The sequence below is a fragment of the Streptococcus oralis genome, from assembly GCF_001579025.1.
GTDB lineage: Bacteria > Bacillota > Bacilli > Lactobacillales > Streptococcaceae > Streptococcus > Streptococcus oralis_X.
In genome coordinates this window covers 45,318-57,639 of sequence record NZ_KQ970235.1, presented here as the reverse complement: position 1 = coordinate 57,639, position 12,322 = coordinate 45,318, and the positions used below count along the sequence as shown (strand labels likewise).

General features: G+C 44.1%; 15 protein-coding genes. 2 read left to right on the top strand and 13 right to left on the bottom strand.

Features of this window, described 5'->3' with window-relative positions:
- Positions 1 to 21 precede the first annotated feature (21 nt).
- Together SORDD27_RS00295 and yidC are read left to right on the top strand one after the other, a co-directional pair.
- Positions 22 to 300: an acylphosphatase gene (locus SORDD27_RS00295; protein ID WP_001174620.1), complete on the top strand. Its 279-nt coding sequence runs from the start codon at positions 22 to 24 to the stop codon at positions 298 to 300.
- Between the two features lie 77 nt (positions 301 to 377).
- Positions 378 to 1,307 (top strand): membrane protein insertase YidC, encoded by a 930-nt coding sequence (yidC, locus tag SORDD27_RS00290; protein ID WP_061428014.1) that lies wholly within the window; start codon positions 378 to 380, stop codon positions 1,305 to 1,307.
- A gap of 70 nt (positions 1,308 to 1,377) precedes the next feature.
- Here the strand turns inward: yidC and pflA are convergent, their stop codons facing one another.
- The 13 genes from pflA to SORDD27_RS00225 all read right to left on the bottom strand — a co-directional run.
- Positions 1,378 to 2,172 carry a pyruvate formate-lyase-activating protein gene (gene pflA, locus SORDD27_RS00285; protein ID WP_001288281.1) on the bottom strand — a complete coding sequence of 265 codons (795 nt, stop codon included), beginning with the start codon at positions 2,170 to 2,172 and terminating at the stop codon, positions 1,378 to 1,380.
- Between the two features lie 121 nt (positions 2,173 to 2,293).
- Positions 2,294 to 3,550 (bottom strand): diaminopimelate decarboxylase, encoded by a 1,257-nt coding sequence (locus SORDD27_RS00280; protein ID WP_061428012.1) that lies wholly within the window; start codon positions 3,548 to 3,550, stop codon positions 2,294 to 2,296.
- Positions 3,551 to 3,616: 66 nt separating this feature from the next.
- The gene (purR, locus tag SORDD27_RS00275) at positions 3,617 to 4,444 is read right to left on the bottom strand and encodes a pur operon repressor (RefSeq protein WP_002874197.1); all 828 of its coding nucleotides are present in this window, start codon (positions 4,442 to 4,444) and stop codon (positions 3,617 to 3,619) included.
- A gap of 104 nt (positions 4,445 to 4,548) precedes the next feature.
- Positions 4,549 to 5,490 (bottom strand): 3'-5' exoribonuclease YhaM family protein, encoded by a 942-nt coding sequence (locus SORDD27_RS00270; protein ID WP_061426643.1) that lies wholly within the window; start codon positions 5,488 to 5,490, stop codon positions 4,549 to 4,551.
- On the bottom strand, positions 5,480 to 6,736 hold the full coding sequence (locus SORDD27_RS00265; protein ID WP_061426641.1) for a DNA recombination protein RmuC: 1,257 nt from the start codon (positions 6,734 to 6,736) through the stop codon (positions 5,480 to 5,482). Before SORDD27_RS00265 ends, SORDD27_RS00270 begins: the two co-directional genes overlap by 11 nt.
- A 1-nt stretch (position 6,737) precedes the next feature.
- Positions 6,738 to 7,400, bottom strand: a complete 663-nt coding sequence (locus SORDD27_RS00260; protein ID WP_061426639.1) for a thiamine diphosphokinase — start codon at positions 7,398 to 7,400, stop codon at positions 6,738 to 6,740.
- Positions 7,363 to 8,019 carry a ribulose-phosphate 3-epimerase gene (rpe, locus tag SORDD27_RS00255; RefSeq protein WP_061426637.1) on the bottom strand — a complete coding sequence of 219 codons (657 nt, stop codon included), beginning with the start codon at positions 8,017 to 8,019 and terminating at the stop codon, positions 7,363 to 7,365. The genes SORDD27_RS00260 and rpe overlap by 38 nt, the downstream gene beginning before the upstream one ends.
- A gap of 10 nt (positions 8,020 to 8,029) precedes the next feature.
- Positions 8,030 to 8,908 (bottom strand): ribosome small subunit-dependent GTPase A, encoded by an 879-nt coding sequence (gene rsgA, locus SORDD27_RS00250; protein WP_061426635.1) that lies wholly within the window; start codon positions 8,906 to 8,908, stop codon positions 8,030 to 8,032.
- A 1-nt stretch (position 8,909) separates the two neighbouring features.
- Positions 8,910 to 9,782 carry a 16S rRNA (adenine(1518)-N(6)/adenine(1519)-N(6))-dimethyltransferase RsmA gene (gene rsmA / locus SORDD27_RS00245; RefSeq protein ID WP_061426633.1) on the bottom strand — a complete coding sequence of 291 codons (873 nt, stop codon included), beginning with the start codon at positions 9,780 to 9,782 and terminating at the stop codon, positions 8,910 to 8,912.
- Positions 9,779 to 10,114, bottom strand: coding sequence for a hypothetical protein (locus SORDD27_RS00240; RefSeq protein WP_049537773.1), 336 nt, complete (start codon positions 10,112 to 10,114; stop codon positions 9,779 to 9,781). Before SORDD27_RS00240 ends, rsmA begins: the two co-directional genes overlap by 4 nt.
- Positions 10,115 to 10,331: 217 nt before the next feature.
- On the bottom strand, positions 10,332 to 11,186 hold the full coding sequence (locus SORDD27_RS00235; RefSeq protein WP_061426631.1) for an SDR family NAD(P)-dependent oxidoreductase: 855 nt from the start codon (positions 11,184 to 11,186) through the stop codon (positions 10,332 to 10,334).
- Between the two features lie 11 nt (positions 11,187 to 11,197).
- Positions 11,198 to 11,761 (bottom strand): ribonuclease M5, encoded by a 564-nt coding sequence (rnmV, locus tag SORDD27_RS00230; protein ID WP_061426630.1) that lies wholly within the window; start codon positions 11,759 to 11,761, stop codon positions 11,198 to 11,200.
- Positions 11,761 to 12,322 (bottom strand): TatD family hydrolase (locus SORDD27_RS00225; protein WP_061428011.1); only part of this gene is annotated, 562 nt, incomplete at its 5' end. The genes SORDD27_RS00225 and rnmV, both read right to left, overlap by 1 nt.

Below are 12,322 nucleotides of genomic sequence, written 5' to 3'. Positions count from 1 at the left end.
TCACAATCAAAGGGGTTTGGTATGCAAAAGGTTAGAATGATTGCCCAAGGTAGGGTGCAGGGTGTTGGTTTTCGTTGGGGTGTTTATACTTTAGCTCTTGAAATCGGTGGCATCACTGGTCGTGTCTGGAATAACGACGACGGCACAGTGGAAATTCTTGCTCAGGCAGACTCCTCTGCAACTATGGCAAAATTTATCCAAGAAATCCGAAAAGGTCCGACACCTTTTTCAAAAGTTACCTATCTAGATGTACAAATGAGCAACTTTTCATCCTATTCGGACTTCAAAGTCGCAAATTAGGTCTCTAGAACTATTGTATATTTTACAAAAAAACAGTAGAATAGAAAGGTATAATTTTTAAAGAAGGAATGAAAACATTGAAATCTATTAAACGTTTTGCCCTCTCTACTATGGGAGTGGCTATGCTACTCGTCTTGACAGGCTGTGTCCAAGTAGACAAAGCCACAGGACAACCTACAGGATTGATTTGGAATACCATCGGAGCACCTATGGCTGAAGCTATCAAGTACTTCGCTACTGATAAAGGTCTAGGCTTTGGTGTGGCTATCATCATCGTAACCATCATCGTGCGCTTGATTATCTTGCCACTTGGTATCTACCAATCATGGAAGGCAACGCTTCACTCTGAAAAGATGAATGCCCTCAAACACGTGCTCGAACCACATCAAACACGCCTCAAAGAGGCAACAACTCAGGAAGAAAAACTAGAAGCCCAACAAGCTCTCTTTGCAGCTCAGAAAGAACATGGCATCAGCATGTTCGGTGGTGTAGGATGTTTCCCTATCCTCATTCAAATGCCTTTCTTCTCTGCTATCTACTTTGCAGCCCAATACACTGATGGAGTAGCTAGCTCTACCTTCTTGGGTATCGATCTTGGTTCACCAAGTCTGCTCCTTGTCGCTTTCGCTGGTATCCTCTACTATCTCCAATCACTCCTCTCACTTCATGGAGTAGAAGACGAGATGCAAAGAGATCAACTAAAAAGAATGATTTACGTGAGTCCACTCATGATTGTCGTCTTCTCCCTCTTCGCACCAGCCAGTGTGACGCTTTACTGGGTTGTCGGTGGTTTCATGATGATTCTCCAACAGTTCATCGTTAACTATGTTGTTCGTCCAAAACTTCGCAAAAAAGTTCGTGAAGAATTTGCCAAGAATCCACCAAAAGCAAGTTCATTTTCAACTGGAGGCGGACGCAAAGATGTCACTCCAAACCAAGCAACTGCGATCATGACCAATAAGAAACATAAAAAACGCAATGCTGGTAAACAACATTCTAGAAAATAAGAAAAAGCTTAGCTGAAAGGCTAAGTCTTTTTGCATCACAAAAGCCCGATGTCTCCATCAGGCTTCTTTTTTATCCATGAACACGTTTCATGTAATCTTGGTAACTTTCTGTATCCATCAATTCCTTGGCATTCTTAACGCGGTCTGCTGTTGGTGGTTTGACCCCTTCGAGCGAATAAGGAATTCCTAGTTCACGCCACTTGAATTCTCCCATCGTGTGATAAGGTAGGATTTCAAACTTGTCAACGTTTTTGAGGGTTTTGACGAATTTACCGAGTTCGATCAAATCCTCATCTCTGTCTGTCAATCCTGGAACCAGCACATGGCGAATCCAAACAGGCTTCCCGATATCTGATAGGTACTGGGCACAGGCCAAGATGTTTTTATTAGTTTGGCTTGTGACAATCTTGTGCTGTTCTTCGTTGATTTCCTTGATGTCCAGGAGAACCAAGTCTGTCACCGCCATGAGTTTATTAAACTTTTCGAGATAACGTGGTTTATTACGGAACGGAAGGGCACAGGTATCCAAAGTACAGTGGATTCCTTTTTCCTTGGCCTTGGTAAAGAGGGCAATTAGGAAATCAATCTGTAAGAGGGCTTCTCCTCCACTGACAGTGATTCCTCCCTTGTCTCCCCAGAAACCACGGTAGCGAAGGGCTTCTGTCAAGACATCGTCTACTGTCCGTTCGCGTGATTTATTGGTCTCCATAGCCCATGTGTCTGGGTTATGGCAGTACTGGCAACGCATGTGACAGCCCTGCAAAAAGACAATAAACCGAATCCCAGGGCCATCTACCGCCCCAAAACTCTCTGTCGAATGCACCATTCCTGTCACTTGTCCATAGTCAATTGTTTCTTCAGACATATCGTCACCTTCCTTGAAACCGTTTTATAGTTTTATTATATCACGAGTAAGGTGAAAAACAAGGTTTTTTTGTCTATTTTTTAGAAAGCAATCTGTTTTTCACTTTCATTTTCAATTTCTTTTAATGATCCGATTCAAAATCAAAACCATACAAGGTTGCAAAATAGTCCTCAGGGCGCTCTGCACGGCGGATTTGGCGGGCTTTTCCTTCTTCGGTATAGAGGATTTCTGCCGAGCGTAGTTTGGCATTGTACTGGTAACCCATGGAGAATCCATGTGCACCTGTATCATGAATCACTAGCAAATCACCGATTTCTGTATGAGGTAGTTCGCGGTTCACTGCAAATTTATCATTGTTTTCACAGAGTGAACCAACCACATCTACCACCTCAACTGGTCCATCTGGATGGGTCAGATTGGTGATATGGTGGTAGGCTCCATACATGGCGGGGCGCATGAGGTTGACTGCTGAGGCATCCACGCCCAGATAGGTACGGTAGGTTTTTTTCTTATGAGTGACTCTTGTGACGAGAGCTCCGTGAGGCGCCAACATAAAGCGGCCTAATTCAGTAAAAATCTTAACCTGACCAAGACCTGCTGATGTAAGGACTTCCTCATAAACCTTACGAACTCCCTCACCAATCACAGCGATGTCATTTGGCTCCTGGTCTGGGCGATAATTGACTCCGATTCCGCCGGAAAGATTGATAAAGTCTAGCGAAATACCCAACTTTTCCTTAATTTCAACGGCTAATTCAAAAAGCTGACGCGCCAACTCTGGGTAGTAGAGATGGGTGACGGTATTGGATGCTAGGAAAGAGTGAATCCCAAATGTCTTGGCTCCTTTTTCCTTCAAAACCGCAAAGGCTTCAAAAAGCTGATCCTTGGTCATGCCAAACTTGGCTTCTCCAGGATTGTCCATGATGTCTGTCCCTAGCTCAAAAACTCCTCCAGGATTGTAACGACAAGAGATAATTTCTGGAATGCCTGCCGCTCGCTCTAGATGTTCAATATCTTCAAAGGCATCCAAGTTAATGGTCGCACCTAATTCACGCGCATAGGCATATTCCTTGTCAGGCGTGTTGTTAGAAGAGAACATGATTTCAGAACCGGGGAAATCCAGTTTATGGCTCATCAAAAGTTCCACATAACTAGAACAGTCCACACCACAACCTTCCTCTTGGAGGATTTTCAAGATGGCTGGAGTTGGAGTAGCCTTAACTGCAAAATATTCTTTAAAGCCCTCATTCCACGAAAAAGCCTTGTTTACTGCTCGCGCTTTCTCGCGAATCCCCTTCTCATCATACAAGTGAAAGGGAGTCGGGAACTCTGCAACAATCGTTTCTAAATCTTCTCGGCTGATAAATGGTGTTTTCATAGGCATCCTTCTATTCTATTTGCAAAGAAAGGCTGGGACAATCGTTCCAACCTTTAGTTCTATCTCTTATTTGTCTTCGTCAAAGATATTTCCAATCTCGACATCGATGGATTGGTTCTTGACATCAATATTGGTTACTTTCAAGAGTGACTTGTAATCGAACTGCTTTTCACGTTCTTCTTGGGCATTGTCTGCAAAGACTGCGACACCAGCTAGTTCAGAATCGAACTCACGCAAGAGACTGATCATCCCGTTGACAGTTCCGCCGCCTTTCAAGAAGTCATCCACGATCAAAACACGACTGCCTGCCTTGAGGCTGCGTTTTGAAAGGAACATTTTCTCAATGCGGTCACCGCTGGAACCTGAAACATAGTTGACGCTGACCGTTGAACCTTCGGTAATTTTCAAGTCACGACGCACAATGACAAATGGAACATTGAGGACATTGGCAACTGCATTTGCGAGTGGCACCCCTTTTGTTGCTACTGTCATAACAGCATCAATTTTTTGGTCCATAAAGCTCTTGGCAATGATGCGCCCAATATTTTTCAAAATGGCAGGTGTACTGAGCAAATCAGATAGGTAGATGTAGCCACCTGGCAAGATACGGTCGCTTTCTGAAAGTTTGTCACGCAAGTCTGCGATCATTTCTTTGGCTTCATGACTAGAGATTGATGGTGTAAAGATAACGCCACCACCTGCTCCAGTCACAGTCTGAATATGGCCGATTTCAATTTCCTCAAAGGCACGCTTGATAATCACGATGTCCTCTGAAATCGATGATTTAGCAGATTCGTACTTTTCTGCAAAGGTGTTGAGACTAGTTAGTTTGTATGGATTATTAATCAAATAGTTGGAAATGACAACCATCCGATCACTTCTTCTTAATTTCATTTTTATTTACCATTCCATTTAATTTTGATATTTTATCCATTATACCATATTCACATAAAAAAACGAACATTATTGCGTAAAAAATGCTCGTTTTTCTTAAATCATTAATCTAAATCTGGTTTATAGAAGGAACGATTGTCCATAGCGAAGATTTTATTGGTCATCTCTCCTTTGTCCACCAAAGCTAGAGCTGTTGTCATCATCATCATGCTGGCATCGAGATTATCGATCATGTGGATAATCTCTGCCTCCATAATGCGTGGACGGACTGGACTTCCATACTCCAGCAAGCCATGGTGACTGAGGATGACATGGCGCAGTAGCACCACTTCTTCTCTAGTATCATCGATACCCAGTTCCATGACTGTCTTGGTAATTTCGCTATCGATGAGGGCGATATGGCCGATAAGATTGCCTCGCACTGTGTACTCCGTCTGATCGGGACCACTGAGTTCTAGAACCTTGGCCAAGTCGTGCAACATAATCCCAGCATAGAGCAGGCTCTTGTTGAGCTGAGGATAGATCTCGCTAATGGCATCTGCCAAACGCACCATGGTTGCTGTATGATAGGCCAAACCCGTTTCAAAGGCATGGTGGTTGGTCTTGGCAGCTGGATAGGAGTAGAATTCCTTATCATACTTGGTGTAGAGACTGCGAACGATACGCTGCCAGACAGGATTTTCAATCTTGAAAATCATTTGCGACATGTAGTCACGAATCTCCTTGACATCAACCGGCGATTTGACCTTGAAGTCAGCTGGATCATTGGGTTCCCCAGGCTGAGGCAAGCGGAGAGTAATTTGATTGACTTGAGGAGTATTATTATAAACTTCTCTGCGCCCTTTCATGTGGACCACTTTCCCTGCGGTAAAGGCCTCAACGTTATGAGGCTGAGCATCCCAGAGTTTTCCTTCAATCTCGCCGCTATCGTCTTGGAAGGTAAAGGCTAGGTAGTTTTTCCCAGCACGCGTCTGTCTCAGGTCAGCTGACTTAATCAGGTAAAAACCTTCAAACAGCTCATCTTTTTTCATGTGACTAATCTTCATATTCTTCCTCATCTTCTTGGAAATGGAGTAGATCAAGCGCAGGCTCACCTTCTGATAACTCAATGTGACGGAGCGTCCGCTCAATAGCTGTGGTGCGACGGTTTAATAATTCATCAATATTGCCAGAGGCATGTTGGAGATGCTTTTGTGCCTTGACCAGAATGCCACCAAACTTGCCAAACTCGGTCTTGACACTAGCAAGAGTCTTGCTGATATGATCTGCACTCTTTTGGATATTGAGAGTTTTGAAGCCAACTGATAGAGAATTGAGCAGGGCTGACAGGGTACTTGGTCCTGCAACGATAATCTGCTCCTCCCGTCTCAAATCATCGAAGAAGACCGGATTGCGGACGATTTCCGAATAAAGTCCTTCTGTCGGAACAAACAAGACTCCAAAATTGGTCGTTCGAGGCGGCGCTATGTACTTGCTCTTGATATCCTTGGCGAAACGCTTAACGCTGGCTAGGAGTGACTTGCGACAGCGTTCAATCTCGTCCTTATCACCTGCTTCATAGGCTTCTTCTAGGCGGTAATAATCTGCCAGTGGAAACTTGGAGTCAATCGGTAGGTAGACGTATTCCTGATCGCCTTGGCCAGGTAACTTGATAGCGTACTCCACTCGTTCACTGGAGTTTTCAACCGTTGCAAATTCTCGTTCGTACTGGGCAGGAGTCATGATATCCTCGATGATTTGTCCCAGTTGCAATTCACCCAGAATCCCTCGCGTCTTGGTCCCGGAGAGAACCTTGTTAAGAGCACCAACATCGCGGGCAACTGTCTGCATTTCTCCAAGGCCACGATTGACAGACTCTAGTTGCTTGGAGACTGTCTCGAAGGAAGCCTGCAAGCGCGTCTGCAAGGTCTTTTCCAACTTTTCCTCGACTGTCTGGCGCATTTGCTCCAAGCGTTGCTCATTTGATTCCTGCAGGGCTTGGAGACGTTGGTCGGTCTTGTCCCTAGTTTGCAAAAGATTATCTGTCATTTCTTGACGGACTTGAGTCAGGCCTTGGTGCAACTCCATTCGCACTTCTTGCAAACGGTCGATGACAGCCACTTCCAAATCTTTTTGATCTAGCTGACTGGCTTGCCTAGCTTGTTCAAAGCGATAATCTAGTTGATCCGAAAGATCGTCTGCCTGATCCTCCAAACTCTTGCTTAGGTGTTTCTCCTGCTTATCCTGCCTTTGCCAAATCAGAAAGAGAACAGCTAGATTAGCAATTAATAATAGTAATAATACAGTCTCCATCCTACCTCCTGTCCTTGCTATGCAGCACGACGACATAGCCATCTGGGCAAGTTATCGAAACTTCCCTATCTATATATTCGTTAGAAGCGTAAACTTTTTTAAAGAAAAAATTCTCCTCTGTCAACTCATATTTGGCCCCGAGAATGGTCAACTGGCTATCCCGAACCGGCATAAAGGCTAGATAGTCATAGTCCGAACGGGGTTGAAGCTGACTGGTTCCTTCTGGACAATAGCTAATCAAGTTTTGCCCATCCTCAATTTCTATCTGGCGCATATAGGGTGCCAACTTGGGATTGCTAGGTAAAAAGACATTGGCCAGCATATGATCGATGCGACCACCTAGGGCACCAAAAATGGTCACCTGAGCCTGAGGATTTTGCTCAAAGATGGTCAAGAGAGCCAATTCCAGATCCGTATCATCCTTTTCTGGCTGGGCTTGGACAAAGTGCTGGGCACGTGCATGAATCACCTGTCGCTCTTCCACAGTCACAGAGTCAAAATCCCCAACTGCTAGAGCCAGAGGAAGGTCTTCTTCCAAGACCCAGAGCGAGCCTCGATCCACACCGACAAAGCAGTCAAAATCCGTCCGATAATGACCGCGATCTCCGCCTGCAAAAACAGCAACCCTAGTCCAGTTGTTTTCTGAGAGTTTGTACTCGTTCATTGACATCTCCCTTAAAGACATAGGACCCTGCTACAAAAACGGTCGCACCAGCTTCTTTAGCCTGAGCAATGGTTTGGTCATCAATCCCACCATCGACTTCAATCTCAAAGCTCAAACCTTTTTCCTCACGAAGGGCAACCAACTCACGAATCTTATCCATGGTTTCAGGTAGAAAGGCTTGTCCTCCAAATCCAGGATTCACTGTCATGACCAAGACTTGGTCCACTAGGTGAAGGACATGCTTGATCGCCTCCACAGGTGTCCCAGGATTGATAACCACAGAAGGTTTAACACCGAGAGAGCGAATTTTTTGGAGGGCGCCATGGATATGAGGCGTTGCTTCCACATGGATACTGATGATATCCGCTCCCGCACGCGCAAAGTCTTCTAGATGATGTTCAGGATTTGCTACCATCAAGTGGCAGTCAAAGACCATCTTGCTATGAGGGCGAAGAGCTTCAACCACACCTGCACCAAAACTGATTTGCGGTACAAAGTGACCATCCATGATATCGATATGGGCATATTCTGCGCCAGTTGCTTCTAGGCGTTTGATTTCACGTTCAAAGTTGGCATAATCTGCTGCCAGAATTGACGGAGCAATCTTGTATTGAGACATAGGTTTCTCCTTATTTTGGAATTTTTTTGCTGACTTTTTTATAGGTTTCTCTGCGATTTTCAATCTCACTGAGGAATTGCAGGTAGTTGTCAAAACGGAAGGATGCAATGATTCCTTCTTCTACAGCTGGCTTAACCGCACAGGACGGCTCATGGGTATGGGTACAAGTACGGAACTTGCAGTCTCGACTGACACTGGCAATCTCTGGAAAAGCCTGATTGAGATCTTCTGCTGTTGACACTTCATAATCCAGTGATGAAAAGCCTGGTGTGTCCGCGATTTTACCCCCATTGAGGTTGTAAAAACTAACAGCTCGAGTGGTATGACGACCGCGACCTAGACTATCTGAGATTTCTCCCGTCTCTAGATTGAGGTCCGGTGCAATTTTATTAAGGAGGGTTGACTTTCCAACACCTGTCTGTCCCATAAAGACCGTAACCTTGCCTGTCAAAAGGGGCAAGAGCTCTTCCTTACTGGTCACAAAATCATAACCAATAGCACGATAGGTCCGCTCGTAAAAATCCAGTTCTCCCCCATCTTCCAGTAAGTCCATCTTGGAAATATAGACGATAGGATGAATGCCCTTATGTTCTAAGAGTACCAAGAAGCGATCCAGCAAATTGCTATTAAAATCAGGTTCCTTGACGGACATGATCACCACGGCTTGGTCAATATTGACAATAGGCGGACGGACCAGACTGTTTTCCCGTTCATGAATCTTGAGGATATAACCTTCGGAATTTTCCTCTGCAGAAAAATCTACCCAATCCCCGACATAGGGTGTGTGGCCTTTTTTACGGAAATTCCCACGCGCACGTGTCTGATAAACCTGACCATCACTCTCTACATAGTAGAATCCTGCCAAGGCTTTAATGATTTGTCCCTGCATCTTAGAGTCCTTGTCCTTTAAGCGCATCTGCCAGACTGGCAAATTCTTCTAAGCTGAGAGCTTCACCACGCACAGATGGAGACAATCCAGCCTGGTCCAGAGCCTTGGTCAATTTATCCTTGACTTCATCAGTTTTCCCAAAGTAGCCTGTTAAGTTGTTCCATAAGGTCTTGCGACGATGGGTGAAACTAGCCTTGCATACCTTAAAGAAGAAGTTCTCATCTTTTACTGTTACAGCAGGTTCTGGACGGCGCACCATTTTTAAAATGGCTGAGTCCACGTTTGGGGCTGGCACAAAGACCGTACGAGGCACAATGAAGGCAACCTTTGCTGTCATATAATACTGCACCGCAATCGACAAACTACCATAAGCCTTAGTATTTGGCTGTGCTGAGATGCGATCCGCCACTTCTTTCTGCATCATGACGACAAACTCACTAAAAGGAATGCCACTTTCAATCAAGTGCATGAGAATAGGCGTCGTAATGTAGTAAGGCAAGTTGGCTACCACCTTAATGGGCAGGTCAGGATTTTTGAAATTCTGGATATGTTGCGCCAAATCGACCTTGAGAATGTCCTCGTTGACTACGGTAACATTGTCAAAATCACGTAGGGTATCCGCTAGAATTGGCACCAAACGGTGGTCAATCTCAAAGGCCATGACTTGAGCTGCACGCTCAGCCAAAAATTCAGTCAAAGCACCAATCCCTGGACCAATTTCAATAACATTGACCTGATCGTCAATTTCAGCTGTATCCACGATCTTTTGAAGAATATTGGTATCCGTCAGGAAATTTTGCCCGAAGGACTTTTTAAAGGTAAAACCGTGACGCTCCAGCACTGCCTTGGTCACGCTATAATCTGCAATTCTCATCTATTCTCTTTTCTAATATAGTAAGCTTCTGGAGTATAATGATAGAGCAAAACTAATAAGGGTGTTCCATCAAATCCTTCCACCATCTCTTTTAGGAGTGCATCTGGATGAATGATTTCTCGTGTTTTGGTGAAATAAACTCCGTGTTCCCCGTTTCTATTACGAAGTTCCCAGACAACATTATTCCCTTGGACAGAAGGTAGGTAACGTTCCAATTCTAGAAAATCAAAAAAATCTTTCACCGTCATGTCTTCCGGAACTTCAAATTCTACCTTGTGAGGTAACACATCATCCCCCATACAGACAGAATCTCTATCAACTCGGATTTTCATTTTGCTCTCTCCTTATAAGTTTCTATTTGAACGCTATCAAAATAAATCTAAGTACCTCTATTGTAACACATTCTCCATGCATTTTGAGGTCTGCTCAACTATTATCATAAGATTTCATCACCTCTTCCACTTCTGCCAAGGTCACTCCAAACAGAGTTAGATATCTGAATTTCTTTTCACTATTGAAGCAGTCCATGGAATTTATTTTTCTCATCCTTTATGGATTGTCTCTTGAGAAAGTCAGGTGCTCAAGCAAAGAATAGAGTTTTTCTTGCTCCTCTTCTTCGTAAGCAGGTGCATTTGCTTTTACTTCCTTGCATTTCTCGTCATATAAAAATCCTTCATAGCGATCTTCTGTAGATAAAGCTGTATAAACTTTGGCCATTTCTTTAGGACTAATCGAAAATTTTGACTTGATTTTATACAGATTTTTCATAAAAGTGCTGAGGTGATCATAGCGACGCATATCTACTTTGACATTGGTCACACGGATTGCCTGAACCTTGATACCTTTCCAATGTTTCCGCATATAAAGCGACAGCATCAACAAGGCCAGTTTATTTTGATAATAGGTCTTAGCAGGACTATAATGTTTTTGACCAGATAAATTTTCAAAATCAAGTTTCATGAAAGGATAGAGTATCAGCCCTTGAGAAGAAATATTAATAATCCGACCACTCTCAGACTTTTCCAACAAGCCCTTTAACAAGGTAGAAAGTAAAAAGGGAGCAACCACATTGGTCACAAATTGCTTTTCTAATCCCTCCTTAGTCCGGATGGGCTTTTTGACCGACAAATCAAAGTCAGCTGCATTGTTAATCAGAACGTCTAGAACGTCTTCTTTTTGAATATACTGTTCCGCTGCTTTTCTGACACTCTTCATATCAGATAGATCAACCAAGATATAATCTACATGTGGATTTCCTGTCTGTTGACGAATTTCCTCACAAGCTTGCTCGGCAGCTTCTTCCCGTCTACAAAAGAGAGTTACCGACCAGCCTTTTTCAGCTAGTTGTTTAGCAACCTGATAACCAATACCACTATTGCCACCTGTAATAATCACTCTTTTCATTTCTGACTCCGTTAGTCTGAATACTTAGCCATCACTTCTTCCACTTCTGCCAAGGTTACCCCAAATAACTCTAAGCGCTTGAGGAGTTGCTTGCCGTTGGAATAGCCGATACGGAGGCTTTCTCCTAGATATTCTCTGCGTTTTCGACTATCCGCTCCTGCTAGGAAACCAAGGCGAATCAAATCACTCCGACTAATGTCAAACTCGTTCTCGTTTTCAAATTGTTCTGTCACCTGAACCAGCGCTGTTTTCAGGTCCTCATAGCTAGCATGTTCGATTCCCAGTGAACGCCCCTTGGTCTTGGATTTGGGAACAGCCTCATCTCGCTTGAGAAAGGCATGCTGAACTGTCGGAATGGCCGTAATAATCATGCGACGAATCCGTTCTCCATTAAAATCTGGATCTGTAAATACAATGACTCCATGCAGTTCATGCAGGCGACGAATCCGATCTATATCCTGGTCATTTATGGCGGAACCTCGTGTTTCATAGGTCTCTACATCAAAGTAACGTTTGAGATTGGCCGTATCATCGCGACCTTCAACCACGATGACTTGGGAAATTTTTTCTTTCATCACTTGCTGTCCAATCCAAAGATACGCTCTGCATTGGCACTTGTCACAGCAGCTAATTCTTCTGTCGTCATGCCACGCAAGTCAGCGATAAAGTCCACCACATAGCGAGTATAAGCTGTTTTGTTTTCGCGACCACGTTTAGGAACTGGTGCCAAGTAAGGGGCATCCGTCTCCACCAAAATCTTTTCCAAAGGAAGTTCTCTGGCAGCTTCTTGGATATCCGTCGCTTTCTTAAAGGTCACCACTCCTGAGAAGGAAACGGTCATACCAAGCTCAACAAACTTCTCAGCCCACTCAAGAGAACCTGAAAATGAATGCATGATGCCACCACGAGGACCAACTCCCTCGCTCTTGATGATCTCATAAGTATCTTCTAGCGCATCACGGGTATGGACCACAAAAGGTAAATCTAACTCCTTGGATAACTGAATCTGACGGCGAAAAACCTGCTCCTGCACTTCCTTAGGTGCTGTCATCCAATGGTAGTCCAGACCAATCTCCCCCAAGGCAACAACCTTGGGATGTTTTAGTTTTTCAAGCAAGTAAGCTTCGACCTCATCT